The sequence below is a fragment of the Dyella sp. genome (genome assembly GCF_035503745.1).
In the GTDB taxonomy this organism is placed as follows: domain Bacteria; phylum Pseudomonadota; class Gammaproteobacteria; order Xanthomonadales; family Rhodanobacteraceae; genus Dyella_B.
On sequence record NZ_DATJTC010000009.1, the window covers coordinates 1 to 26,435 of the forward strand.

Sequence of the window (26,435 nt, forward strand, 5' to 3'; positions counted from 1 at the left end):
GCCCAGCGAGCTGCTGGATAGCCTGCTGGCCAATTACAGCAAGCCGGAAGACCTGATTGGCGAGAACGGCCTGCTCAAGCAGCTGACCAAACTGCTAGTCGAGAAGGCCCTCGATGCTGAGATGACTGAGCATCTTGGTCAGAGAGTTGCTCTCGCGGACTTCTTAGTGGAACGCTTGCAATGAAAAAGATCAAACACAAAAACCTAATTTTACTATCATTTTTGGCTAATTTTTTTACCTGGATAGCTTGGTTAGTTGTTTTGGAATACTTCAAGCCGCTGCAATTGACAACATTTCTAAACTACTCATCTATTGCATTCTTAGTCGGCACCGCATTCAGATGGGCAAAATACTACGTCTATCCCCTGCCGCAGGGCCTTCATGAAATCCAGTGGCCAATAATTTCAATTCTCCTCCATCTCATTCCGCTACTTAATCTCGTAGCATATGCGCTCTACTTCGTTTTGGGAGGCCGAAGCGATGTGGCATGGACGCTAATGTTTCTCGCGCCATTTGTCGCAGGAACGGGAATTGTCTACGGCGCGGAGCTTATAAAAGCTAAATTAAGGAAATAGGCTTATTTGATTTAGAAAAGGCCTGAGCGCTGAAAAATTGATCAGCCCGATAGACTGATTTCCTACTCAATGAGGCGACGATAATCGCCGTAGTAGCGGCGAACCAATGCACGCAGTAACACTCATATCAAATGCCGTAGTCAGGAAGACGGATCCCCGGCAAATGATGGAGTAAGCAACATGCGTAACTTGGAAACAAGTTGAAGTCGAATCCGTGAGCGGTGGCATGCCGAAACCCGGCGAATGTTCGGCCGCCACGCTGTTAGGCGCGGGGGCAGGTGGTGCGATCGCAGGTGCACTTTTTGGTGCTTTCAGCGGCCCGCTTTCGACTGCCGGCGGATTTGACCTGGGCGGTGCCTGCGGCATGGCTGGTGCGGCGATTGGTTGCGCCATGGCCATCGACGTTGAGAATAACTGAGGCTGTACGTCCGTAATTTTAATGTCGTCCTTCCATTAGTGAAGGACGACATCATCATCAGGCGTCGACGGGTGTTTATGGTACAGGCTCTTATTCAAAAGGATTTCATTTTCTACGTTACCACTAGCGGTCTAGGATTTTTCTGTCCGTCAATGTTCGCCGTCTACTGTTTTGTATACGCTCATCAAGGCGTTGAGTTGAGCGCTAGCAAGCTGTCAAGAGTATTGTTGATGTCGGTTATCGCAAGTTTGTTTTGGGGTTGCGCAAGCTGGCTCCAGTTTTCGCTTCAGACGCCGCGCAACACCTGAATTGCGCGCAAAATCATTCATTTTTGAAGAGATAGATGTTAGTCACCGCGACGTCTACGCAATCGGTTGCCATTGTGAATACGCATGAAGCACCTAGAAGGTGTGTGCTTTATTCATAATGTCTGTTGCCGTTACTCGGCTGCGTTAGATTCGAGCCTTTACACACTCATGGAGCGCGTGCGGCGAGCTTGCGCGCGGCGGCAACCACTTCCGCATCGCCCGGCAGCACCAGGAATGCCGCGCCTGCAAGCGGGGTGTAGGTATCGGCGCCCACCACGCGTTCCAGTGGCGTGCTGCCCAGGCCCGCTTCGACAATGGCGGTGATGATGCCCTCGCCCACGCCGGCGCTTTTGCGTCCTTCGTCCAGCACGATGATGCGCTTGGCGTTTTTCGCCTGCGCGGCGATGAAGGCATCGTTGAGCGGCGCGAGCCAGCGCAGGTCGACCACGCGCGTCCTCCAGCCCAGTTCTTGCTCGATGCTGCGCGCGGAGCGCAGCGCCATCGGCACGCCGTTGCCGAAGGTGAAGATCACCAGATCCTCGGCCTCGGCTTCGTAGACGCGACCTTCGCCCAGTGTCATCGCTTCGCCTGGTGCGGGATAGGCGAACTGCCATTGACCGTCACCGGCTTCGTGGAGATCCTTGGTCATGTACAGCGCGATCGGTTCCAGATACGCGCAAACGCGGCCATCCACGTGGGCCAGCGCCAGCAACGTGCGCAACATGGTGGCGGCATCGTCGCCGCGGCTGGGGCAACCCACGACGAGACCCGGAATGTCGCGCAGCGCGGCAATGGAGTTGTCGTTATGGAAATGGCCGCCGAAACCGCGCTGGTAGCCCAGCGACGCCACGCGCATCACCATCGGATTGCGGTACTGGTTGTTGGAGAAGAATTGCAGCGATGCCGCCTCGCCGCGAATCTGGTCGCAGGCGTTGTGGAAATACGCCAGGTACTGGATCTCCGGCAGCGGCAGCATGCCCATGTTGGCGTAGCCCTGCGCCAGGCCCAGGATCACCGTTTCATCCAGCAGCGTATTGAATACGCGGGTGCTCTTGAAGGTTTTGAACAGGCCCTTGGTGACGGTATACACGCCGCCTTTCTGCGCCACGTCCTCGCCGAACAGCAGCGTTTGAGGGTACTTGGCCATGACATCGTGCAGGGCCTGGTTGATCTGGATCGCCAGATGGCGCGGGGGTTGTTTCTCCGGCAGCTTGTCTTCGCCGCCGAACACCGCCACGCGCTTGTCGTGGTAATCGGTGCGCTCGGCTTCGGCCTTTACTTTTTCCGGCGTGTAGGGCGCCAGCGGCGCCATCACGTCGTCCAGGCGCTCAAGCCGGGGGCGGCGATCGGCTTCTTCGGCCGCGGCGAAGCAGCGCTTGCGCGTGGTCTGGTTGAGTTCCAGCAGCGCGTCCTTGGTGAGCAGCCCTGACTCCAGCGCAATGGCGGCCGAACGCAGCAAGGGATCGGAAGCTTCGACGGCAACCAGTTCCTCGATGCTGCGCCACTCGATTTCGAAATCGGTGCCCGCGTGACCCATGATGCGGGTGGTCTTCAGATGCAGGAAGGTGGGGCGGCGCGTGTTGCGGCAATGATCGACCGCGCGCTGCACTTGCGCGTAGCCGTGGGCCAGGTCCAGGCCATCGGCAAAGAAGTAATCCAGGTCGGGGCGATGCTGGAAGTTGTTGGCGACCCAGCCGCCGGGGGTCTTCACCGAAATGCCGATGCCGTTGTCTTCGCACACGAACAGTACCGGCGCCGGCAGTTTCTGGTACGCGGTCCAGGCAGCCGCGTTGAACGCGGTTTGCGCGGTGGCGTGATTGCTGGAAGCATCGCCGAACGAACAGATGGCGATGGAATCGTCCGGAATCGGCAGCGTGTGGCCGATACGGCGCGCCTGCTCGATCGCGACGGCGGTGCCGAACGCCTTGGGCAGATGCGAGGCGATGGTGGAGGTTTGCGGCAACACCCATAGCGGCTTGCTGCCCCACACTTTGTGGCGGCCGCCGGATGCGGGATCTTCTTTGCTGGCGGCGAAGGACAGCGCCGAATCCATGACCGGATCCATGCCCGGCAGCTTGCGGAAACGCTCGGCCATGAAGCCGCCGGAGCGGTAATGCAGGAACGCCGGATCGGTGTGGCGCGTAAGGCGCGCCACCATCGCGTTGCCTTCGTGGCCGGAACTGCCGATGGTGTAGAACACCTTGTTCTGCACGCGCAGCACGCGTGCCATCAGGTCCAGATGGCGCGAAATCAGCTGCGACTGGAACAGCTCGCGAAAACCCTGCGCATCGAGCGCGCTGCCCGGCAGGATCGGATCGTGCTCGCGCGGCCTGGCGCGCACCTCGCCCTGCCATTGCTGCACGAACTCGACGAAATTCTGATCGACGATTTCGGCGCGGTTGAAGCCTTTGTGGCGGGCGGCGATGGGAGTGGCGGACATGGCGATGAGGTTTCTCGTGAGTGCCGTCATGCGGCAAGAAAGGGAGAGAATCGGTGCGCGTTCGACAGGGTCATAACGCGCGCAACAATTGGGCGCGCAGCAAGTCCTTGGGCCGCGCGAAGTTTTCCAGCATGCGTATCTGTTCGGCGATAGCGGGAATCGGCGCCGATACACCCGCGCAGTAGACCTGTACGATCTCAGTCACCTGCACCGGCTGCCACCCTTCGAAGCCATGCAGCTCCAGGTCACCCATCACTTCCAACGGCATGCCGTCTGCGAAGCGAAAACGAGCGAAGCGCGAACGGAAGCGATCGTCGCCTTCGGGGCAGTACGCAGTGTCCAGCCAGTCGTTCCACATATCGATCAGACGGGTGGCATCGTCGGTCGAGGTCAGCACGTCGAGGTCGGCGACCGTGACATCCGCCCCGGCCAACGCGGCGGCGGTGCTGCCAATCACCACCCACGGATCGCGGCAATGCTGGCGCAGCAGCGTAATGTTTACCGCGACGGCCTCGCGCCATGGCGAATGCGTCCGAGTCATGAGCGCCGCAACCATTCTTCCCGCGACTGGCCCCAGATCTGGGCGACGGTGCTCTGGTACGGCGGCGGCATGCTGCGGATGTCGCGCAGCCGCGAACCCAGGCGCCGGGCCAGTGCGATGGAGGCGAGGTTGTCGGCATCGATGGAGTGGATGATCTCGCGCCAGCCGAGCTTCTCGAACGCCCAGTCGATGGCGGCGACCGAACCCTCGTAGGCATAGCCCTTGCCCCACGCTTCGCGCGCCAGGCCCCAGCCGACTTCGGTGCCGGGCCAGCCTTCCGGATGCCAGGGCCCAAGACGGCCGACCCAGCGGCCGCTGGCCTTCTCGATCACCGAAAACATCGCAAAGCCCTGGATCGCCCACGCGCCGGCCAGCGTAAGAAAGCCGCGCCACGCCAGTTCGCGCGGCTGCTGGCCGCCGATGAAGCGCGCAGCCTCCACGTCGGCCATGTTTTGCGCATAGGCGTCGAAGTCCTCCGCCAACGGCGGACGCAGGACAAGGCGCTCGGTTTCAATGCGGATATCGGGAATCGACAAGGCCCGGCTCCTTCAGTTGCCGCGCGATGGGGATCAGAACGCGTTGATACCCGTCAATTCGCGCCCCACCACCAGCTGATGCACGGTCTCGGTGCCTTCGTAGGTGATGACCGATTCCAGGTTCAGCGCATGGCGGATCGCCGAATGCTCGACGGTGATGCCGGCGCCGCCGAGGATGTCGCGGCATTCGCGCGCGATATCGATGGCCATGCGGCAGTTGTTCCACTTGGCCAGCGACACCTGCGTGGGTTCCATCTTGCCGGCGTCCTTCAGGCGGCCCAGCTGCAGCGACAACAGCTGCGCGGTGGTGATGCGGCGGGCCATGTCGGCCATCTTCAGCTGGATGGCCTGGTTGGAGGCGAGCGGACGACCGAACAGGATGCGCTCCTGCGTGTAATCCATCACTTCCTTCAGGCACGCCTGCGCAGCGCCGATCGGGCCCCAGGTGATGCCGTAGCGCGCCTGCGTGAGACAACCCAGCGGCCCCTTCAAGCCCTTTACGTTCGGCAGGCGGTTGGCTTCCGGCACGCGCACGTTGTCGAAGAACAGCGCGGAGGTGACCGACGCGCGCAGGCTCATCTTCTTGTGCACTTCCTGCGCGGTGAAGCCCTTGCTGTCGGTGGGCACGATGAAGCCCTGGATGCCGTCTTCGGTCTGCGCCCAGACGATGGCGATGTGCGCGATGTTGCCGTTGGTGATCCACATCTTGGCGCCGTTGATGACCCAGTCGCCGCCGTCCTTTTTGGCGTTGGTCTTCATGTTGGCAGGATCCGAGCCGCCGTGCGGTTCGGTCAGGCCGAAGCAGCCGATGACCTCGCCCGCCGCCATTTTCGGCAGGTAATGCATTTTTTGCTCTTCATTGCCGTAGGCGTAGATCGGGTACATGCACAGCGAACTCTGCACGGAGGCAAAGCTGCGCAGGCCCGAATCGCCGCGCTCAAGCTCCTGGCAGATCAGGCCGTAGCTGACGCCGTTCATGCCGGCACAGCCGTATTTCTCGGGAATGGTGGCGCCCAGCAGCCCCAGACCGGCGATATCCGGAATCAGTTCCTTCGGAAAACGGCCCTGGTCGAAGCAATCGCCGATGATCGGGATAACCTTCTCGTCAACGAAACGGCCGACGGTGTCCTGCACCATGCGCTCTTCGTCGCTGAGCAGGGAACGGACGTCGTACAGGTCCAGGGGATTCAAGCGGGCTGCCATAAAGGTTCCGGAAGCGGTCGGGGAAGCCCTACATTGTAGCCGGGGCCCGCCTCGGCGGTCATGCCGGGGTGCAGCAGCCGTCAGGCTGGCGCCAGCCTCGCCTCCCTGGGCGGCGTGCGGGTGAAGGCTTCCTGCGGCCCCCCACCCCATGGGATCGAGGAGGCGTCCGGGCGCCCCAGTGCCTTAGAAATACCAGCCGATGTTCACGGACAGCTGTCCCCGCCACCGGTCGATGCCTCCGGCCGCGAGGCTCTGGGCGTAGCTGCTGCCGCCGATATAAGGATCATTGCGTCCTTGCGCCCATTCCATGTAGACCGAAAGAAATTTGAGCGAAAACGAAGTACCCGCGATCCACCGCTGCGTGTTGTGGAAGTGTGGATCGGCTTTGTCGTAAAGGCTGTAACTGAAATAGGGCTTCACATCGGTGACCCATCCCCCCAGATAGCTGCCGGGAACGGCATAACTGACGTTGGCCAGATAAAGATTGCCCCGCGTGGCCATGTTGTAGGTGCCGTCGTAGCCGCCGATGGTGATCGTACGGTTGGCGCCATCGGGGTTTTGGGGTGACATGACTTGGCGGGTGTACTGCAGCTTTACGCCCCACGGGCCGCGCTGCCCCATGTAGTGCACCGCAAATGCGTTGCGCCGGCCGTCACGGCGGGTATCGCGGTTGTATAGCGTGGCGGTGAGCAGCGAAACGCCCGCTTCGCCCTTCCAGCCGGCAGCCTCGACCTTTTTGGCCAGGCGCCCGACGAACAGGTTTCGCTCGACATTGTCGCTGCCCCCCGCGACAGAAGGATCGGCCGGCGTGACCACGCTTGAATAAGTGCTGCCGCGGCTGGTGCCATGGCCTGGCCAGGCGGGGCGCGTGTAATAGCCAGCCTGGATATTCCAACTGCCGATGTCCTTGATGTACTTCGCACCGAGTTCGTCGAGATCTTCCACGCCCATGGTAAAGGCCAGAGTTTCCATGAACGTGTCGCTGTAAAGGCGCAACAATCCGAACGGCACCTGGTTCAAGCCGACCTGCAGTTGCTGCGAGGGGTCCAAGCGGTAGCCGATCCAGGCGTATTCGGCGAAGTTGATGTCGCCGAAATGACGCGTGTATTGATACGGGTAATCCTTGCCGTAGAAGCGATAGCGCGCGGCGCCTATCCAGCTGTCGGAGTCATAGTTGGCACCCAGCATCAGCGTGTCGATGCCGACCTTGTGGATGCCGCGGGAGGGGTCTTGATCCACGCGGGCGCGCAACGCGCCGCCAAGGTCCAGGTTGTCGGCCACCTTTACCGCCAAAGCCGGCGTGCTGCACACCATCAGCACACCCCATAACACACCGGCAAAGCGCGCCGGAAAATACTTGCAAGCTTGCACCGCCGCGTCCTTGCATCGACTCAGTCATGGCGGCCGTCGATCCGCTGCGCGGCCGCCTCCGTGGCTGCGCATTTGCGCCGACGGCAGGGAATCGCAGGAAGCGCGCCGCGGAGAAATGTGCATGGATAAGAACACTACCGCGTCGAACACCCCACTCATATAAGACATCCCCCAAAATGACACGCGACAAACACCTTCAATTTGGTCATCCTGATAGCTAGTACTTGCTTTGGCTCGTACTCCTCGCTAATCGTTAGTCCGTTGCAGAACTATTTCTTTGCAGAGCATGGTGGCCATCACGCACGGATGGCGCCGCCGTGCCCAAGACGCTCATTGCCCCCGGAACCCGCATGATCAAAGGTGTACTTCTCGGCTTCGCCAGCTTTGCGGCCTATGCGATCAGCGATGCCTTCGTAAAATCCCTGCACGGCACCGTGCCGCCGTACGAGTCGGTGTTTTTCGGCGCGGTATTCGGGCTGGCCGCACTACCTTTCATGATGTCGCGCGGCGATCGCTGGCAGGATGCGCTGACCGCGCGCCGTCCATGGTTATGGTGGGTCAGGTCCGTGGCCGGCGCGGTGGGCAATATCACTTCGGTGACGGCCTTTACCTTGTTGCCGATGGCCGAGGTGTTCACGCTTATTTTTCTGATGCCGATCTTCGTCACGCTGCTGTCGGTGCTCTTTTTGAAGGAGCACGTCGGCTGGCGTCGATGGTCTGCGGTTTTCGTCGGCTTCGCCGGGGTCCTGGTGGTATTGCGGCCGGGCTTTCGTGCGCTGGGCGTGGGTCATCTGGCGGCGCTGATCTGCGGCCTGTTTGCGGCGTGCTCGGTGATCGCATTGCGCATGGCAGGCCCCCATGAGAAACGCATCAGCCTCTACGGCGCAGGCGTGGTGGGGCCGCTGGTGGCCGGCGGCGTGCTGATGATCCCCCGCTTCATCTGGCCGGATCTGCACCAGTGGCTGCTGCTGGCCGGTTATGGCCTGCTGGCTGCGCTGGCCGGCGTGCTGCTGATGTACGCCACGCTGATCGCCCATGCCAATCGTGTGGCGCCTACGCAGTACAGCCAGATGCTGTGGGCCATCGGCTTTGGTTACTGGCTGTTCGGCGACCGCCTGGATTGGCCGATGCTGGTGGGTATTGTGCTGATTCTAGGTGCGGGCCTGTTCACGCTGGTGCGCGAGGAGAAGGTCACCCCGTGGTGGCGACGGGCCAAGATGCTGTGAATACCCGACATAATCGCCGTTTCGTCACCCGGTATAGGCGATGCCCCGGCGCGTCAACGTATTAATATGAAATGCGTTTACATGACTCCTGCACCACGCCTCCCCCTGGCGAGAGACCTAACATGCAGTGTCCATGGACCAAGACATCCCCTTTAAGGCATCGAAAAGCGTGACGCGGCAAGATCGACGCTGCGGGTCGCCAAGGGCCTGATATTCCCCGGGTTCATATCGCACCTCCCCCGGTGCTCCCGAATCCACTGACCGCTCGCCCGCGCATGGCCTGGCCGTGCACCAGCGAGCGGTGCCATGTGAATGCAAAACGTGAGTCATTCCTCCACGAAAAATCGAACGATGGCCCGGCCTGCGCCTGGCGCGCGAAAACCACTTTACGGACAGCGGTTTGTGCCGGGTCATCAATGCTTTTTCGAGATGAAATCGCTCTTGATAAACTGTAGGACGAGCAACCGGAGATGGTTATGAGTGCCAATACCCCGCGAGCAACTGGACATGTTCGCAACAAGCGCGGCAAGTGGATTGCCGCGGCGGTCATCGTGGCGGTCATCGTCCTCATCGTGGTTCACCTTTTCAATGCCAAACCCGCCAAGATGGGCAACCCGCCGCAAGTGGTGAGCGCCCAGGCCGCCACGCTGGGCAGCATGCCGGTGATCTTGAACGAACTGGGCACGGTTACGCCCATCGCCACCGTCACGGTACTGCCGCAGTTGAGCGGCTATCTCACGGAGGTGGGCTATCAGGAAGGCCAGGATGTGAAGAAGGGTCAGTTCCTGGCCCAGATCGATCCGCGCCAGTACGAGATCAACAAGCAACAGGCCCAGGCCCAGTTGGCCAAGGACCAGGCCAGCCTGGACCAGGCGCGCGCCGACCTCGCCCGCTACACCCAGTTGCACCAGCAAAAGTCGATCGCCGAGCAGACCTACGCCGACCAGCAATTCACCGTGGCGCAAGACGCGGCCGCCGTGCAGGCGGACAAGGCTGCCATCGCGCAGGACGAACTGGACCTGGTCTATTGCCACATCACCGCGCCGGTGGACGGGCGCGTGGGCCTGCGCCTGGTCGATCCGGGCAATTACGTCACGCAGTCCAGTTCGCCCGGCATCGTGGTGATTACCAGCATGAAACCGACCACGGTGCAGTTCACCGTGCCGCAGAATTCGCTCAGCCAGGTCCTGGAGCGCGTCAACGCCGGCGCCAAGCTGCCCGTGACGGCCTACAACAGCGACAACACCAAGCAGATCGCCACCGGTACGCTCTACGCGATAAGCAACCAGATGGCCACCAGCACCGGCACCGTCACGCTGCGCGCCACCTTCCCCAACGATGACGAAGCGCTGTACCCGAACGAGTTCGTCAATGTGCGCCTGCTGGTGAACACGCTGCAGAACGCGGTGCTGGTGCCCACGCCCGCCGTGCAGACGGGTGCGCCGGGCGATTATGTGTATCTGGTCAATGCCGACGACACCGTCTCGGTGCACAAGGTGACGCCCGGTCCGAGCGATGGCAAGAACACCGTCATCCTCGCGGGCCTTTCCGCAGGCCAGACGGTGGTGACCGACGGCATGGATCGCTTGAGCGATGGTGCAAAGATCAAGATCGCGCACGCCATGCCGGCCACGGCGAGCAGCGCGTCGGCGCCGGCCTCGTCGTCTTCGTCCTCCGCGCCGCATAAACGCGGAAAGCGCAGTTCGGGCGCCTCCACCTCGCAGTCGTGACCGGCGGACATACGATCCGATGAATATTTCCCGCCTGTTCGTACTCAGGCCGGTGGCCACATCGCTGCTGATGATCGCCCTTGTGCTGGTGGGCCTGGTCGCGATGCGCTTCCTGCCGGTGTCCTCGCTGCCCGACGTGGATTATCCGACGATCCAGATTCGCACCTTCTATCCGGGTGCCAGTCCATCGGTGATGGCCACCACCGTCACCGCACCGCTGGAAGTGCAGTTGGGTGAAATTCCCGGCCTGCAGCAGATGACGTCCAACAGTTCCGCGGGCGCGTCGATCATCACGCTGCAGTTCGATCTGTCGCTCAATCTGGACGTGGCCGAGCAGAACGTGCAGGAGGCGATCAACGCGGCCAACAGTCTGCTGCCCAGCGGCCTGCCCGCGCCGCCCACCTATGCCAAGGTCAATCCGGCCGACCAGCCGATCCTGACCCTCGCCGTGACGTCCAAGTCGATGTCGCTGCCGCAGCTGCAGGACGTGGCCAACAACCGCCTCGGCACCAAGATTTCCGAAGTGCCGGGCGTAGGCCTGGTGACGCCCGCGGGCGGCAACGTACCGGCGGTGCGCATAGAAGCCGATCCGCAGAAGCTCGCCTCCTACGGGCTGAACATCGACGACCTGCGCTCGCTGATCAACAACGTCAACGTCAGCCAGCCCAAGGGCAACTTCGACGGTCCGGACCTGGACTACACCATCAACGGCAACGACCAGATCCAGGATCCGAAGGATTACCTCAACACGGTGATCTCCTACCAGAACGGCGCGCCGGTGTTCCTGCGCGATGTCGCGCGCGTGACGCAGGCGGCCGAGGATACCGAACAGGGCGCGTGGTACGACAAGACGCCCTCGATCGTACTTAACGTGCAGCGCCAGCCGGGCGCGAACGTGATCGCCACCGTTGACCAGATCAAGCGCGAACTGCCGCAGCTGGAATCGACGCTGCCGGCCGGCATGCACGTGGCGGTGGTCTCCGACAGCACCGGCGTGATCCGCTCATCCGTCTCCGACGCCGCGTTCGAGCTGGTGCTGGCGGTGGTGCTGGTGGTGCTGGTGATCTTCGTGTTTCTGCGCAACTTGCCTGCCACGATCATTCCCAGCATTTCCGTGCCGGTGTCGCTGATCGGTACGCTGGCGATGATGTACGAGCTCAACTACTCGATCGACAACCTGTCGCTGATGGCTTTGATCATCGCCACCGGCTTCGTGGTCGACGACTCGATCGTGATGATCGAGAACATCGTGCGTTATCTGGAGGAAGGCGAAACGCCTTTGAATGCCGCGCTGATCGGCGCCGGCCAGATCGGCTTCACCATTCTGTCGCTGACCGTGTCGCTGATCGCGGTGCTGATCCCGCTGTTGTTCATGGGCGGCGTGATCGGCCGGCTGTTCAGCGAATTCGCGGTCACGCTGGCCGTGACGATCGTGATTTCCGGCGTGGTCTCGCTGACCCTGGTGCCGATGCTGTGCGCACGCATCCTGCGCGCGCAGTCCGAGCGCCACCCGAGCCGCTTCGAGCAAATCAGCGAGGGCCTGTTCGACAAGACGCTGGCCGCCTACGAGCGCGGCCTGCGTTTCATCATGGATCACCAGCTGGCGACGCTGGTCACGTTCTTCGTGACGCTGGTCATTACCATCCTGCTCTACATCACCATACCCAAGGGCCTGTTCCCGGTGCAGGACGTGGGCGTGATCGAAGGTATCAGTATCGCCGACAATTCGGTGTCCTACAGCACCATGGTGAACCGGCAGTCGGCGCTGGCCGATGCGATTCTCAAGGACAAGGACGTGGTCAACCTCACGTCCTACGTCGGCATCGACGGCACCAACACCACGCTCAACAACGGCCGCTTCCTGATCGACCTGAAAGCGCGCGACGACCGCTCGGAAACGGCGGCGGAAATCGCCCGCCGCATCCAGGGCGAAGTGGCCGGCGTACCCGGCATCAAGCTATACCTGCAGCCGGAGCAGGATCTCACCCTCGACACCACCGTATCGCCGAACCAGTACCAGTTCGTCCTGCGCGGACCGAGTCAGCAGGAGTTCCAGAAGTACGTGCCGGCGCTGCTGGACCGGATGAAGCAGATCAAGTCGATCACCGATGTGACCAGCGATCTGAACAACGATGGCCTGAGCGTCAACGTCGAGGTCAATCGCCAGCTGGCCGCGCGCTTTGGCATCACCGCGGCGACTATCGACAACGCGCTTTACGACGCGCTGGGACAGCGCATCGTCTCGACCATCTTCGACCAGTCCAGCCAGTACCGCGTGATCCTGGTGGCCAAGCCGGAAAAGCTGCCCACCCTGCAATCGCTGGGCGAGCTGTACCTGCCCAGCCAGACCAGCAGCAGCGGCCAGGTGCCGTTGAGCGCCATCGCCAAGATCCAGGTGACCAAGTCGCCGCTGGTGATCAGCCATCTGGCTCAGTTCCCGTCGGTGACGATCTCCTTCAACCTGGCCAAGGATGCATCGCTGAGCAAGGCGGTGGAGGAGATCAACCGGGCCGAGCAGGCGGTGAAGCTGCCCTCCTCGATCACCTCCTCGTTCCAGGGTGCGGCGCAGGCGTTCCAGGATTCGCTATCGAGCGAGGTGTATTTGCTGATCGCCGCGCTGGTGGCCGTCTATATCGTGTTGGGCGTGCTGTATGAAAGTTTCATCCATCCGGTGACCATTCTCTCGACCCTGCCTTCGGCCGGCATCGGTGCGCTGCTTGCGTTGATGATCGCCGGCAGCGACCTGGACGTGATCGGCATCATCGGCATCGTGCTCCTGATCGGCATCGTAAAGAAAAACGCGATCATGATCGTGGACTTCGCGCTGGAAGCCGAACGCGACCACGGCAAGCCGCCGGCGGAAGCGATCTTCGAAGCCTCGCTGTTGCGTTTCCGCCCGATCCTGATGACGACGCTGGCGGCAATGCTCGGCGCACTGCCGATGCTGCTGGGCACCGGCACCGGTTCGGAACTGCGCCGTCCGCTGGGCCTGGCGATCATCGGCGGCCTCACCTTGAGCCAGCTGCTGACGCTGTTCACCACGCCGGTGATCTATCTGTACTTCGACCGGCTGGCGCAGCGCTTCCAACGCAAGCCCTCGCTCGCGGCGGGAGATAGTGCGCCGTGATCAGCATGTTGACGATCTCGCCGCATCGCCCTTCCCCCTGCTTGCAGGGGCGGGCTGGGAGGGGGTCGCTGTTGCCGGCTTTGCCGCAAGGTTGTTTTGTCCCGCTCCAACTCTCCCCTGCACGCAGGGGAGACAGCCAGGTCATCGCAACGGGTGAAGCACGATGAACATCTCGGCGCTCTTCATCCGCCGACCGGTGGCGACCACCCTGCTGGCGATCGCCATCCTGCTTTCTGGTGCGCTGGCGTATTTCCGTCTACCGGTCGCGCCGCTGCCGAACGTCACCTATCCGGTGATCGTGGTGCAGGCAAACATGGCCGGCGCCAGCCCCAGCATCATGGCGTCCACCGTCGCCGAACCGTTGGAAAAGCGCCTGGGCGCCATCGCCAACGTCATCGAACTGACCTCCACCAGCTATGTCGGTTCGGCGCAAATCGTGGTCCAGTTCGGCCTCAACCGCGATATCAACGGCGCCGCGCGCGACGTGCAGGCTGCGATCCAGGCCGCGCGCGCGGATCTTCCGACCACGTTGCGCAACAACCCGACCTACCGCGAATACAACCCGGCCGATTCGCCGATCATGGTGCTTGCACTGACCTCGCACACGCTCACGCGCGCGCAGCTTTACGACTCGGCCGATTCGGTGATCCAGCAGCAGCTGTCGCAGGTCGATGGCGTGGGCCAAATCACGCTGGGCGGCAGCGCGCTGCCGTCGGTGCGCGTGGAGCTGGAGCCGGATCAGCTCAACAGCTACGGCATCGGGCTGGAAGACGTGCGCGCAGCGATCAGCGCCGCCAACGCCGACAGCGCCAAGGGCCATATCGATCAGAACGGACAGCGCTACGAAGTGACGTCCAACGACCAGATCAGCAAGGCCGCGCCCTACCGCGACCTTGTCGTCGCCTACCGCAACGGCGCGCCGGTGCTGCTGCGCGATGTGGCCAGCGTGCAGGATTCGGCGGAAAACATCCGCAACATGGGCCTGTACAACAACCAGCCGGCGGTGCTGGTAATCGTGTATCCGCTGCCCGGCGGAAATATCGTCAAGACCGTTGCGCAAATCCGCAAGGTACTGCCGTCGATCGAGGCCACCTTGCCGCGCAATGTACACATCGGCATCGCACTGGACCGTTCGCAGTCGGTGAATGCCGCAGTGGGCGATACCGAGCGTTCGCTGTTCCTGGCCGTGCTGCTGGTGATCGGCGTGGTCTATATCTTCCTGCAGTCGCCGCGCGCGATCCTGGTGCCGGCGGTGGCGTTGCCGCTGTCGATCGTCGGCACGTTCGGGCCGATGTACCTGCTCGGCTACAGCCTGGACAACCTCTCGCTGATGGCGCTGACCATCGGCACCGGCTTCGTCGTCGATGACGCGGTGGTGGTGCTGGAAAACATCGTGCGCCACGTCGAAGCCGGCATGGATCCGCGCGAGGCGGCGTTGCGCGGCAGCGGCGAAGTCTGCTTTACGGTGATCTCGATGAGCCTGTCGCTGATCGCCGTGTTCCTGCCGATCCTGCTGATGCCGGGCATCATCGGATTGTTGTTCCACGAATTTGCGGTGACGCTATCGATCGCGATCCTGCTTTCGCTGGTGATTTCGCTCACCGTCACGCCAACCATGGCGGCCTATGTGCTCAGCCGCGGCAAGGCGCTGCATTCGAAGGCGCGCTGGGCGGTGTGGTACGAGCAGCAGTTCGATCGCTTCAAGAACGCCTATTCCCACTCGCTTGCCGCCGTGCTCGACCACGCGCTGCTGGTGGGGCTGATGCTGGTGGGGCTGATCGTGCTCAACGTGTTCCTGATCAAGCTGGTGCCCTCCACCTTCTTTCCCGAACAGGACAACGGCATCCTGATCGGCCAGATCATCGCCGACCAGAGCATCTCGTTCCAGGCGATGGAAAAGAAGCTCGCACAGCTGCAATCGATCGTGCAGAAAGACCCGGCGGTGGATTCGGTCGCGGGGTTTACCGGCGGCCGTGCGCTCAACACCGCCAACGTGTTCATCGAACTCAAACCGCTGTCCCAGCGCAAAATTTCGGCGGCACAAGTGGTGGATCGCCTGCGACCGAAACTCAATGCGGTGTCGGGCGCCAAGCTGTTCTTGCAGGCCGCGCAGGATCTGCATATCGGCGGTAGATCCTCGGCCGCCGAATACCAGTACACGCTCACTAGCGATGATCCCGATGCGCTGTATACCTGGGTGCCCAAGCTGGTCCAGGCGCTGGGCAAATACAGAAACCAGCTGCAGGACGTCAATTCCGACCTGCAGCAAAACGGTCTGCAGGTCTACGTCAATTTCGATCGCGCCACCGAAGCGCGCTACGGCTTCGCGCCCAACCAGCTCGACAATGTGCTGTACGACGCCTTCGGGCAACGCACCGTGTCCACCGTGTACAACCAGCTCAACCAGTACTACGTGGTGATGGAAGTGGCGCCGCAATACTGGCAGTACCCGCAGATGCTCGAACGCATGCGCTTTAGCACGGCCGCCGGCAACGCCTCCGGCACCCAGCAGACGCAGATGCCGGGCGGCACGGTGAGCGGCGTAACGGCGGCGGCGGTGACGGCCTCGCGCGGTTCCGCCTCAAGCACCAATGCGTTGAATTCGAATGCCGAAGCCAACCAGCTCACCAATGCCATCTCCAACTCCAAGGGCGGCAGTTCCAGCGGCAGCGCGGACAGCACCTCGGCCGAAACCCTGGTGCCGTTTCCGGCGATGACCTCCTTCATCACCAACCACACCGCCACCCAGGTCAGCCACCAGGGCGGATTGGTGGCCGCCACCATTTCCTTCAACCTGCCTCCGGGCGGCTCCCTGAGCAAGGCACTGGCGGCCATCGGCCAGGCGGAGCAGCAACTGGGCGTGCCCGCGTCCATCCACGGCGCCACGGCAGGCGCGGCGCAGGTCTATTCGCAATCGATGTCAACCATGCCGCTGCTGATCCTGGCGGCGCTGGCGGCGGTGTACATCGTGCTCGGCGTTCTCTACGAGAACACCGTGCATCCATTGACCATTCTCTCCACGCTGCCCTCGGCCGGCATCGGCGCCACGCTGGCGCTGCTGATCTTCGGCACGCCGTTCTCGGTGATCGCGATGATCGGCATCATCCTGCTGATCGGTATCGTGAAGAAGAACGCGATCATGATGATCGACGTTGCCATCCGCCTGCAGCGCGATGAAGGCTACCAACCGCAGAAAGCCATCCACGATGCGGCGGTGATTCGCCTGCGGCCGATCATGATGACCACCGCGGCGGCCGTGCTTGGCGCGGTGCCGCTGGCCATCGGCCTGGGCCAGGGCTCCTCGCTGCGCCAGCCGCTGGGCATTACCGTGATGGGCGGCCTCATCCTGAGCCAGGTGTTTACGCTATACACCACGCCGGTGATCTACCTCTACCTCGACCGCCTGCGCGCCAAGCTCGCCGGGTGGTCCGCCACGTTGCCGTGGAACCGATCGGACGCAAGCGCATGAACATGAACATTCCTCATACCGCATTGGCCGCGACGCTGGCACTGCTGCTTGGCGGCTGCATGGTCGGCCCCGATTACCATCGGCCGCAGGTGCCTGTGCCCGCGCAATTCAAGCCGCTGCCGGGCTGGAGCGAAGCCGCGCCCGCGGCGCAAGCGCCCAAGGGCGACTGGTGGCTGGTGTTCAACGATCCGCTGCTCAACCAGCTTGAACCGATGGTGGCCATTTCCAACCAGACCGTGCGCGCGGACTACGCCAACTATCAACAGGCCCTGGCTGAAGTACAGGTGGCACGCAGCGCGCTGTTTCCCACCATCGGCGTCGAAGGCGCGGCTACCAAGCAGCGCTCGGCAAAAAGCGCCATCACTGGCACCGGTACCGGCTTTCGCCCCATCAGCACCAGCGGTTCGCTGGAAGGCAACGTGAGCTGGGCACCCGACTTGTGGGGCAAGGTTCGCCGCACGCTCGAGGAAAACAAGGCCAACGCGCAGGCCAGCCAGGCGACGCTTGCCAATGCCACCTTGTCCGAACAGGTAGCCCTGGCCACTGCCGTGATCGAACTGCGCGTCACCGATGCCGACACTGACCTGCTGCAGAAAACGGTCGATCAGGACCAGCAATACCTGCGCGTGGTCGCCAACCAGGGCAGCGCCGGCACCACGCCGCCTTCGACGGTCATCACCGCGCGCACGCAGTTGGAAAGCGCGCAATCGAGCCTGATTGCGTTAGGCGTGGCGCGTGCGCAGTACGCCCACGCGATAGCGGTGCTGGTGGGCAAGAATCCGCAAGACCTGGATATCCCGCACAGCACGGGCCTGCCGGAGCTGCCGACGGTACCGGTCGGCGTGCCTTCCAGCCTGTTGCAGCGCCGTCCCGATATCGCCGTTGCCGAGCGCCAGATGGCCGCGCAAAACGCGGCGGTGGGCGTCGCCATCGCCGCTTACTATCCCAACATCACGCTTTCGGGCACCGATGGCTTCTCACAATCGCCGCTGGCCGGCCTGCTGCATGTGGCCAACCATGTCTGGTCGCTGGGTGCGGATGTCAATGAAACCGTATTCGACTTCGGCCAGCGCCACGGCGAAGTCGCTGCGGCAAAAGCGTCCTACGAAGCCTCGGTGGCCAACTATCGCGGCACGGTGCTGACCGCGTTCCAGAACGTGGAGGACGATCTTTCCGGCATCGACATCCTGGCCAAGCAGGCACAGATGCAGGATGCCCTGGTGCGCGACGCCACGCAGGGCGCGCAAATCGCCTTCAACGAGTATCAGGCCGGCACCGTCGACTACACCACCGCCGCCAGCGCGCAAACCACGCAATTGAGTGCACAGCAGACGGCGCTGGGCGTGCAGCAGCAGCGTTTGCTGGACACGGTCTCGCTGATCGGCGATCTGGGCGGCGGCTGGTCCGCCGACCGGCTCGACGACACCAAGAAGACCGCCACCACGCAGTAAGCGCAAACACACACCATGGCAAATACAACGGCCGTCCACGGCTTCGAACTTTCGCCCATCGTCGCGGGCCTCTGGCGCATCGCCGACTGGAACCTCGACGTGCGGCAGCGCGTGCGCTGGATCGAGCAGGCGCTTGAACTTGGCATTACCAGCTTCGACCACGCCGATATCTATGGCGGCTACCGCGCCGAAGCGCTGTTCGGCGAGGCGCTGAAAGCCGCGCCGGGCCTGCGCGATCGCATGCAGCTGGTGACCAAGTGCGGCATCCGCCTGCGCGCGGCGGAAAAACCGTATCGCATCAATCACTACGACAGCAGCGCGGCGTACGTACGCGCACAGGTCGAACAATCGCTGCGAAACCTGCACGCCGAGCAGTTGGACCTGGTGTTGATCCACCGCCCCGATTACCTGATGGACGCCGCCGCCCTGGCCGATACCTTCACCACTTTGACGCGCGAAGGGAAAGTCGCGCATTGGGGCGTGTCCAACCACAGCAGCAGCCAGTTCGCCCTGCTCCACCAGCACCACCCGTTAGTCACCAACCAGCTGGAACTGTCACCCTTGCAGATGAGCGCACTGGACGACGGCACGCTGGATCAGGCGCAACAGCTTCGTGCGCGCCCGATGATCTGGTCGCCGTTGGCCGGCGGCCGTCTATTTACCAGCGACGACGCGCAGGCGCTGCGCGTGCGGGCGGAAATGTCCGCCGTGGCCTCGCGCCTGGGCATCAGCCTTACCACGCTCGCTTTCGCCTGGGTGCTGCGCCACCCTTCGCGCCCGCACCCGATCACCGGAAGCGGCCGCATCGAAAGCCTGCGCGAAGCGATGGCCGCGCTGGAGGTTCAACTCGATGCGCAAGATTGGTACGCGATCTGGGTGGCCAGCAAAGGGCACGGCGTGCCCTGAGCCCTAAAGGTTCAGCCGTTGCTGACACCGTGCGGCACGTGTCCGGTTGCCACGTGCTTGCGGGCCGATTCCACGTTGGCCGGCGAGTCGTCGAAAAAGATATCCGCGCCAAAAGCATCCAGAAATGGGCCCTTGTCGCGCCCGCCCAGAAACAAGGCCTCGTCGATACGCACGCCCCAGCGCCGCAAGGTGAGGATCACGCGCTTGTGCGCGGGTGCGGAACGCGCGGTGACCAGTGCAGTGCGAATCGGCGAATTCTCTGCCGGAAACGCCGCTTGCAACCGATGCACCGCCGAAAGAAAACCACGGAACGGACCGACCGACAAAGGCTCGTCGGCAAGCTCGGTCTCGCTGCGATGAAAGGCTTCCAGGCCCTCCTCGCGCGAAACGCGCTCGCCTTCGTCGCCAAAGATCACCGCATCGCCGTCGAAGGCGATGCGCAACTGTTCGCTCGCGCGCGGCGGCGCATTGGACGGAAGAATGGTCGCTGCGGCCACGCCGGCCTTCAGCGCACGGCCCACGTCCTGGGCATTGGCCGACAGGAACAGATCCGCCTTGAACGGCCCGACATAATCGGAGGTGGGCGCACCGCTGGTGAATGCCGCCCGGCTGATTTCCAGGCCGTAGTGCTGGATGGCGTTGAAGATGCGCAATCCGGTGTCGCCGGAGTTGCGCGACAGCAGGATCACCTCGACCGGCGGCACATCGCCGGCAAGCTTGTTCAGGCTCAGCAGCTTCTGCACCAGCGGAAAGGCCACCCCCGGCTTCAGGATGTCCTCCTCGTGCTCGATCTGGAACGCACGATAGGCGTCCAAGCCCTGCTGCTCGAACAAGTCATGGCTGTCGCCCAGATCGAACAGGGCCCGCGACGAGATGGCGACCACCAACTGGTTGTCGGCGGCGGCGCGTGGATCGTGGACGGTTTTGCTCGGACGGGTCATGGCGTGGCGATGCGGGCACTTGATTCAATCTAGCAAAGGGCGGCCGCGAATGCTTGCAAGCGAGGCGGCAACGCGCGGTCGCCCCAGGGTCTGCTTGCCCTATTGGCGCGGGCCACGCCAAGAGTGTAAACAGGCCCCAGGTTCAATCGGCGGCGAACTGTTCGTCCAGAATCCGCTGTTCCAAATTGTGCTCCGGATCGAACAGAAGGTGCACGCCTTGCTCGCGCTGCTGGCGAATATCGACCGTGCGCACATTGCGCACTTCCAGGAAATCGGCGGTGGCGCTGATCGGCCGCTTGCCGGGGTCGAGCACGCGCAGGCTGACCCGCGTGCGGTGCGGAAGAATCGCACCGCGCCAGCGACGGGGACGGAACGGGCTGATCGGCGTCAGCGCCAGCACGTTGGCATCGAGCGGCAGGATCGGCCCGTGCGCCGAGAGGTTGTAAGCGGTGGAGCCGGCCGGCGTGGATACCAGGATGCCGTCGCAGACCAGCGTGGCAAGCTTCACGATGTCGTTGAGCTGCACTTCCAGGTGTGCGGCCTGGTTGGTTTGGCGCAGCAGCGATACTTCGTTGAAGGCGAGTGCGCAGCGCGACTGGCCGTCGGCGTCGGTGGTGCGCATTTCCAGCGGAAACAGCTCCGAAGTGTGCGCGCGTTCGATGCGCTCGGGCAGTTCCTCGAGCCGGTGCTTGTTCATCAGGAAACCCACGCGGCCAAGCTTCATGCCATACACGGGAGCCGCCAGATCGCGGTGTGCGTGCAGCGTGCGCAGCATGAAACCGTCGCCGCCCAGCGCCACGATCACTTCCGCATCTTTGGGAGGCACGTCGCCGTAACGCTCCACGAGCTTGCGGCGCGCTTGCTGGGCGACATGGGTTTCGCTGGCGACGAAGGCGAGGCGCATGAGATCCGTTTGGGGTGGGTCTTGTCCCTTTGAGCTTACGACACGATGAGGGGCAAGGCCATGATGCCCCTGCACTTTCATCAACAAACGATGCTCATCGCGTTCACCTCTCTCCCCCGAAGGGGAGAGGGAAACGACAGGACGTCAGCCCACCGGCACCTGTGCGAGCTGCGCCAGGCGGCGGACGGCGACCGAGGCGATCGGGTAGTCCGCGTTCTGGGTGAGGATTTCCGCCAACATGCTGCGCGTGTACTTGAGCGTGGCATCGTCGCGATCGAGCCACGCCTGCACCGGGGAGACATCTGTGCGGGTGCCCGACAACGCCAGCACCTGCGTGGCCAGCGCGCGGTGCTGGTGATTGAGCTCATCCAGCAGCGAGCCGCGGGCCTGCGCATGCCAGTGACCATCGACCGGCAACGCCTCGATCTGCCCGCGCAGCCATTCCAGATCCAGCGCCTGGCCCAGTTCGTAGAACACGTTGGCGACCTTGGCGATCGGCTCGCCAGTCTGTTGCGCCACTTCGACCATGTCGAGCATGGCGCGCAGCTCGGGCAGCCGGGCCAGGCTGAAGGCGAGCTCGGCGGGCAACTCAAGGCCTTCCCATTTCTCCTGGCTGGTGCCGAAATCGGCCTTGCCGGCAGGCGTGAGCGCATCCGGCAAGGTGGCGCTGAGTTCGGCTACCGCCGCCTGGTAGCGCTCCACGTTGGCGGCGATTTCAAGCGTGCCGCCGGGACGGTTGAGCAGCCAGCGCGTGATGTGCCGCAGCAGCGACCAGATCTGCATGATCGCATCGACCTGCGTGGCCTCGGCTACCTTGCTGTCCTGGGCCTCGATCTGCGCCCACAGGTCGCGGGCGCCGAGGATTTCGCGCGCGGCGGTGTACGCCTTGGCGATGGCGGCCGGCCCCTGCCCGGTATCTTCCTGCATGCGCATCATGAAGGTGGCGCCCATGCGGTTGATGGTGGAGTTGGTGACCGCGGTGGCGATGATTTCACGCTTCAGGCGATGGCGCTGCATGTGCGCGGCGTACTTGTCGTGCAGCGGCGCGGGGAAGTAGCGCACCAGTTCCTTGGACAGGTAGGGATCTTCCGGCACGTCCGAGTCCAGCAACTGCTGGTACAGGCGGATCTTGTCGTACGAGAGCAGCACCGACAGTTCCGGACGGGTCAGGCCCTGGCCGCGCGTCTTGCGCTCGGTCAATTCGGCCTCGCTGGGCAGGTTTTCGACCTGGCGGTCGAGCAGGCCCTCGCCTTCGAGCGTGCGGATGAAGTGCGCCATCGAGCCGATACGCTTGGCCGACTGCTGTTCCATCAGCGTGATGGCCTGGTTCTGGCGATAGTTGTCCCACAGCACCAGCTGGCCGACTTCGTCGGTCATCGCGGCCAGCTGCTGGTTGCGGCCGTCGACGCTGATCTCGCTGCGTTGCACGGCATCGTCGAGCAGGATCTTGATGTTCACTTCGTGGTCGGACGTATCCACGCCGGCGGAGTTGTCGATGAAGTCGGTGTTGAGCAGCACGCCGTGCTGGGCCGCTTCGATGCGGCCCTTCTGCGTGAAGCCCAGGTTGCCGCCTTCGCCCACCACCTTGCAGCGCAGCTCCGCGCCGTTGATGCGCAGCGCATTGTTGGCGCGGTCGCCCACGTCGCCATGCGTTTCGCTGGCCGCCTTCACGTAGGTGCCGATGCCGCCGTTCCACAACAGGTCGACCGGCGCCTTGAGGATGGCGTTGAGCAGATCCGTCGGCGACAGATGCTGCACATCGGCCTTCAGGCCCAGCACCGCGCGCACTTCCGGCGAGATCGGAATGGACTTCAGGCTACGCGGCCACACGCCGCCGCCGGCGGAGATCAGCGACTTGTCGTAGTCCTCCCAGCTCGAACGCGGCAGCTTGAACATGCGCTCGCGCTCGACGAAGGAGCGCGCGATATCCGGATGCGGATCGAGGAACACGTGGCGGTGATCAAACGCGGCCACCAGGCGGATATGGCGCGACAACAGCATGCCGTTGCCGAACACGTCGCCGGACATGTCGCCGATGCCCACGCAGGTGAAATCCTCGCTCTGCGTGTCGCGGCCCAGCGCGCGGAAGTGGCGCTTGACCGATTCCCACGCGCCCTTGGCGGTGATGCCCATGCCCTTGTGGTCGTAGCCGTTGGAGCCGCCGGACGCGAACGCGTCGCCCAGCCAGAAACCATGTTCGATCGAAATCGCGTTGGCAATGTCGGAGAAAGTGGCCGTGCCCTTGTCGGCGGCGACCACCAGGTACGGATCGTCGCTGTCGTGGCGTACCACGTCGTGCGGCGGCACCACCTTGCCTTCGACCAGGTTGTCGGTGATGTCCAGGAGGCCGTTGATGAACAGGCGGTAGCAGGCGATGCCCTCGGCCAGCTGCGCATCGCGGTCGCCGCCTGCCGGCGGATGCTTGACGAAGAAGCCGCCCTTCGAACCGACCGGCACGATGACGGTGTTCTTCACCATCTGCGCCTTCACCAGACCCAGCACTTCGGTGCGGAAGTCCTCGCGGCGATCGGACCAGCGCAAACCGCCGCGGGCCACCGGACCGAAGCGCAGGTGGATGCCTTCCACGCGGGGCGCATACACGAAGATTTCACGGTACGGCACCGGCTTGGGCGCGTCGGGCACCTGCTTGGAGTCGAACTTGAAGCTTACGTAGTGCCGCGGCTTGCCGTCCCACAGCTGGAAGAAGCTGGTGCGCAGCGTGGCCTTGATGGTGTTCATGAAGCCGAGCAGGATGCGCTCGTCGTCCAGGCTGGCGACGTCGTCGAGCAGGGACTTGAGCGCTTCCCACAGCACGTGTACCTGCTGCTCGCGCGATGCCTTGAGTACATCGACGATGCCGTCGATCAGCTCGGGCTTCGCCTTCTGCGTTTCGGCGGAAATCAGCGCCTGCATTTCGCGGCGCAGATCTTCCCGGGCCTTTTCCAGCTCGGCCTCGGAAAGCTGTTCGCGGCGCGGATCGAACTTGGCGTTGAACAGCTCGATCATCAGACCCGCGATAGCCGGATAGCGGTTGAGCGTCTCCTCCATGTAGCTCTGGGAAAAGGCGATACCCACCTGCTGCAGGTATTTGCAGTAGCCGCGCAGCACCGCCACCTGCCGCCAGTCGGCCTGCGCGGAGAGCACGAGGTTGTTGAAGCCGTCGCTTTCGGCCTCGCCGCGCCACAGCGCTTCGAAGCTGCGCTCGAAGCGCTCGCGCAGGTGCGACAGCTCGAACGCCAACGGCCGCTTGGTCTTCAGCTCGAAGTCGTGGATGGTCAGCAGGCGCCCATCGCTTTCCAGCGTGTAGACGTGCTCAGCCAGCATGCGCACGCCCATGTTTTCCAGCATCGGCAGCGCTTCGGAGAGCGAGATCGGCGCGCCTACGTGGATGACCTTGAAGCGCAGGCTCTGGTCGCGTGGATCGCTGTACAGATTGAGGTGGATCGAATCGTCGCTCTTGAGCGTGGACAGCGCCACCACGTCGTGCGCGGCCACCTCCGGCGAAACATCCTCGACGTAACCGGCGGGCAGCACCTTGCCGAAACGGTTGAGCAGGGTTACGCCCTGCGCGTCGCCCACGTGCGCGATCAGGCTGTCGCGCAGCCCGTCCTGCCAGTTGCGCACGATGTGCGCCAGGCGCGTTTCCAGTTCCTGCGGATCGAACTTGGGGTGATCGCCCGGGTGCGGACGCACCGTGACGTGCAGGCGTGCCAGCGCCGACTCGCCCATCAACACGTTCGAATCCACGCTTTCGCCGTGGAAGACTTCGCGCAGCATGTTTTCGATGCGCTCGCGTACCGTGGTGCTGAAACGGTCGCGCGGCACGAATACCAGGCAGGTGAAGAAGCGGCCGTAACGGTCGCGGCGTACGAACAGGCGCGCGTTGGCGCGCTGCTGCAGCTCCAGGATGCCGGTGGCGGTGGTGAAGAGTTCTTCTTCGGTGCTCTGGAACAGCTCTTCCTGCGGCAGCGTTTCCAGAATGTGGCGCAGCGACTTGCCCGAATAGGAATCGCGCTTGAGCCCCGAGCGGGCCAGCACCGCCTCCACGCGCTGGCGCACCAGCGGCACGTCTTGCGGGCGCGTCATGTAGGCGTTGGAGGTGAACAGGCCCAGGAAACGCTGCTCGGAAACCGGCTTGCCGTTCGCGTCGAAACGCAGAATGCCTACGTAATCCATATTGCCCGCGCGATGCACGTGCGAACGGGCGTTAGTCTTGGTGAGAATGATCGCGTCGGTCGAGCCGGACTGCGGCAGCTCGCTGGCCACCAGCGTGCGCAGCGAGCGCGGCGCCACCGAGCGTTCGCTCTTGTGCAGGATGCCCAGGCCCGAGCCCTCCAGCGAACGCAGCACCTCATCGCCATCGGCCTGCGCCACTTCGTATTCGCGGTAGCCGAGGAAGGTGAAATTGTCGTCCGCCAGCCAGCGCATGAACTCGCAGGCTTCCTGCACGGCAGCGGCATCGATCGGCATCTTGCGGGCGGGCAGATCCTGCGCCACCGCCAGCGCCTTGTCGCGCATCGCGGCCCAGTCGCGCACCGCGGCGCGCACGTCGTCCAGCGCCGACTCGATCTGCGCCACCAGCGCGGTCCTGATCGCCTCGTCCTGCACGTTGTCCAGCTCGAAATGCATCACCGACTCGGCCGTGCCGCTGTCATCGCCGACACGCTGCAGCTGACCGCCGGCGTCGCGGCCAACCTTCACCACCGGGTGGATCACCGCGTGAATGGGCGAATAGCCCGAAAGCACCATGCTGACCGTGTCGACCAGGAACGGCATGTCGTCGGTGACGATCTCCACCGCGCTGCGCGCGGCGTGGCCGGCATCGGTGACGCGCACCGTGGCGCGGCCGGGCGCGCGCTGCTGCATGAAATCGATCAGGCCGGCGATCACCCGCGCCCATTCGGCCGGCGTGTGCAGATCCACGTCCGTGCTCGCGATGCGCGAGAAAAAGGCGCTGATAAAAAATTGCGCCTCATCAAGGCGCTTGTTCGGAAAACCGCTTTTCTTCAACTCTTCGAGCACGACAGACACGAGAGGGATGTCGTTGGCCGCACGGATCGCATTCATAGCATCAACTTGAGAAGTGGAGACGGGTGGGAATGGAGCGGAAAGCTTTAAAAGCATACGCTTTGGCATGGGGCGAATCCATCGGCAGCGCAGCAACCGTCGTCTTTTGCATGCACTGCGATCAGCGCATGGTCATGCAAGGTGTGCATGCGGCCGATTCGATACGTAGGCGTACGCCGCATGCACAGCATGGACCGCATTTATGACCCCGGTTTGATGCC

Annotated in this window: 16 protein-coding genes and 1 pseudogene; 9 read left to right on the forward strand and 8 right to left on the reverse strand. The window is 63.2% G+C overall.

The window, feature by feature from the left end; translation table 11 throughout:
• From VME63_RS03325 to VME63_RS03335, 3 genes and pseudogenes are all read left to right on the forward strand, one after another.
• Window positions 1-184 (forward strand): annotated as a pseudogene (locus VME63_RS03325) (hypothetical protein); the annotation flags it as partial.
• Entirely contained in the window at window positions 181-576 is a 396-nt protein-coding gene (locus VME63_RS03330; RefSeq protein ID WP_325430223.1) for a hypothetical protein, read from the forward strand. The pseudogene VME63_RS03325 and the gene VME63_RS03330, both read left to right, overlap by 4 nt.
• A 226-nt stretch (window positions 577-802) precedes the next feature.
• On the forward strand, window positions 803-994 hold the full coding sequence (locus tag VME63_RS03335) for a hypothetical protein (protein WP_325430225.1): 192 nt from the start codon (window positions 803-805) through the stop codon (window positions 992-994).
• Between the two features lie 474 nt (window positions 995-1,468).
• Here the strand turns inward: VME63_RS03335 and VME63_RS03340 are convergent, their stop codons facing one another.
• The 5 genes from VME63_RS03340 to VME63_RS03360 form a co-directional block, all read right to left on the reverse strand.
• Window positions 1,469-3,742 carry a thiamine pyrophosphate-dependent enzyme gene (locus VME63_RS03340; protein ID WP_325430227.1) on the reverse strand — a complete coding sequence of 758 codons (2,274 nt, stop codon included), beginning with the start codon at window positions 3,740-3,742 and terminating at the stop codon, window positions 1,469-1,471.
• 70 nt (window positions 3,743-3,812) lie between these two features.
• Entirely contained in the window at window positions 3,813-4,283 is a 471-nt protein-coding gene (locus tag VME63_RS03345) for a hypothetical protein (RefSeq protein ID WP_325430229.1), read from the reverse strand.
• Window positions 4,280-4,819 (reverse strand): GNAT family N-acetyltransferase, encoded by a 540-nt coding sequence (locus VME63_RS03350; protein ID WP_325430231.1) that lies wholly within the window; start codon window positions 4,817-4,819, stop codon window positions 4,280-4,282. Before VME63_RS03350 ends, VME63_RS03345 begins: the two co-directional genes overlap by 4 nt.
• Before the next feature lie 33 nt (window positions 4,820-4,852).
• Window positions 4,853-6,022 (reverse strand): acyl-CoA dehydrogenase family protein, encoded by a 1,170-nt coding sequence (locus VME63_RS03355; protein WP_325430233.1) that lies wholly within the window; start codon window positions 6,020-6,022, stop codon window positions 4,853-4,855.
• A 183-nt stretch (window positions 6,023-6,205) separates the two neighbouring features.
• Window positions 6,206-7,393 (reverse strand): hypothetical protein, encoded by a 1,188-nt coding sequence (locus tag VME63_RS03360; protein ID WP_325430235.1) that lies wholly within the window; start codon window positions 7,391-7,393, stop codon window positions 6,206-6,208.
• Window positions 7,394-7,743: 350 nt separating this feature from the next.
• Here VME63_RS03360 and VME63_RS03365 point away from each other — a divergent pair, with 350 nt between their 5' ends.
• The 6 genes from VME63_RS03365 to VME63_RS03390 all read left to right on the forward strand — a co-directional run bounded on the left by VME63_RS03365 (window position 7,744) and on the right by VME63_RS03390 (window position 19,302).
• Window positions 7,744-8,619 carry a DMT family transporter gene (locus VME63_RS03365; protein WP_325430237.1) on the forward strand — a complete coding sequence of 292 codons (876 nt, stop codon included), beginning with the start codon at window positions 7,744-7,746 and terminating at the stop codon, window positions 8,617-8,619.
• Window positions 8,620-9,095: 476 nt separating this feature from the next.
• Window positions 9,096-10,349: an efflux RND transporter periplasmic adaptor subunit gene (locus VME63_RS03370; protein WP_325430239.1), complete on the forward strand. Its 1,254-nt coding sequence runs from the start codon at window positions 9,096-9,098 to the stop codon at window positions 10,347-10,349.
• Between the two features lie 19 nt (window positions 10,350-10,368).
• Window positions 10,369-13,476 (forward strand): efflux RND transporter permease subunit, encoded by a 3,108-nt coding sequence (locus tag VME63_RS03375; RefSeq protein WP_325430241.1) that lies wholly within the window; start codon window positions 10,369-10,371, stop codon window positions 13,474-13,476.
• Window positions 13,477-13,639: 163 nt separating this feature from the next.
• Window positions 13,640-16,945: an efflux RND transporter permease subunit gene (locus VME63_RS03380; protein WP_325430243.1), complete on the forward strand. Its 3,306-nt coding sequence runs from the start codon at window positions 13,640-13,642 to the stop codon at window positions 16,943-16,945.
• Window positions 16,946-16,947: 2 nt separating this feature from the next.
• Window positions 16,948-18,396, forward strand: a complete 1,449-nt coding sequence (locus VME63_RS03385) for an efflux transporter outer membrane subunit (RefSeq protein ID WP_325430245.1) — start codon at window positions 16,948-16,950, stop codon at window positions 18,394-18,396.
• Between the two features lie 15 nt (window positions 18,397-18,411).
• Complete coding sequence (locus tag VME63_RS03390; RefSeq protein WP_325430247.1) at window positions 18,412-19,302, forward strand: aldo/keto reductase; 891 nt, start codon at window positions 18,412-18,414, stop codon at window positions 19,300-19,302.
• 11 nt (window positions 19,303-19,313) lie between these two features.
• On the opposite strand, the gene VME63_RS03395 is transcribed toward VME63_RS03390, so the two are convergent.
• The 3 genes from VME63_RS03395 to VME63_RS03405 all read right to left on the reverse strand — a co-directional run bounded on the left by VME63_RS03395 (window position 19,314) and on the right by VME63_RS03405 (window position 26,214).
• A complete protein-coding gene (locus VME63_RS03395; protein ID WP_325430249.1) occupies window positions 19,314-20,243 on the reverse strand; it encodes a 5'-nucleotidase in 930 nt (309 codons plus the stop codon).
• A gap of 142 nt (window positions 20,244-20,385) precedes the next feature.
• Window positions 20,386-21,147: an NAD kinase gene (locus VME63_RS03400; protein ID WP_325430251.1), complete on the reverse strand. Its 762-nt coding sequence runs from the start codon at window positions 21,145-21,147 to the stop codon at window positions 20,386-20,388.
• Between the two features lie 144 nt (window positions 21,148-21,291).
• Window positions 21,292-26,214 (reverse strand): NAD-glutamate dehydrogenase, encoded by a 4,923-nt coding sequence (locus VME63_RS03405; protein ID WP_325430253.1) that lies wholly within the window; start codon window positions 26,212-26,214, stop codon window positions 21,292-21,294.
• Window positions 26,215-26,435 lie beyond the last annotated feature (221 nt).

What these genes read in the sequence shown, in the direction of transcription:
- VME63_RS03400 (WP_325430251.1), bottom strand. Translation starts at nt 21,147, where the DNA reads ATGCGCCTCGCCTTCGTCGCCAGCGAAACCCATGTCGCCCAGCAAGCG.
- VME63_RS03405 (WP_325430253.1), bottom strand. Translation starts at nt 26,214, where the DNA reads ATGAATGCGATCCGTGCGGCCAACGACATCCCTCTCGTGTCTGTCGTG.
- VME63_RS03330 (WP_325430223.1), top strand. Translation starts at nt 181, where the DNA reads ATGAAAAAGATCAAACACAAAAACCTAATTTTACTATCATTTTTGGCT.
- VME63_RS03380 (WP_325430243.1), top strand. Translation starts at nt 13,640, where the DNA reads ATGAACATCTCGGCGCTCTTCATCCGCCGACCGGTGGCGACCACCCTG.
- VME63_RS03390 (WP_325430247.1), top strand. Translation starts at nt 18,412, where the DNA reads ATGGCAAATACAACGGCCGTCCACGGCTTCGAACTTTCGCCCATCGTC.
- VME63_RS03355 (WP_325430233.1), bottom strand. Translation starts at nt 6,022, where the DNA reads ATGGCAGCCCGCTTGAATCCCCTGGACCTGTACGACGTCCGTTCCCTG.
- VME63_RS03370 (WP_325430239.1), top strand. Translation starts at nt 9,096, where the DNA reads ATGAGTGCCAATACCCCGCGAGCAACTGGACATGTTCGCAACAAGCGC.
- VME63_RS03375 (WP_325430241.1), top strand. Translation starts at nt 10,369, where the DNA reads ATGAATATTTCCCGCCTGTTCGTACTCAGGCCGGTGGCCACATCGCTG.
- VME63_RS03345 (WP_325430229.1), bottom strand. Translation starts at nt 4,283, where the DNA reads ATGACTCGGACGCATTCGCCATGGCGCGAGGCCGTCGCGGTAAACATT.
- VME63_RS03365 (WP_325430237.1), top strand. Translation starts at nt 7,744, where the DNA reads ATGATCAAAGGTGTACTTCTCGGCTTCGCCAGCTTTGCGGCCTATGCG.
- VME63_RS03395 (WP_325430249.1), bottom strand. Translation starts at nt 20,243, where the DNA reads ATGACCCGTCCGAGCAAAACCGTCCACGATCCACGCGCCGCCGCCGAC.
- VME63_RS03340 (WP_325430227.1), bottom strand. Translation starts at nt 3,742, where the DNA reads ATGTCCGCCACTCCCATCGCCGCCCGCCACAAAGGCTTCAACCGCGCC.
- VME63_RS03385 (WP_325430245.1), top strand. Translation starts at nt 16,948, where the DNA reads ATGAACATTCCTCATACCGCATTGGCCGCGACGCTGGCACTGCTGCTT.
- VME63_RS03335 (WP_325430225.1), top strand. Translation starts at nt 803, where the DNA reads ATGCCGAAACCCGGCGAATGTTCGGCCGCCACGCTGTTAGGCGCGGGG.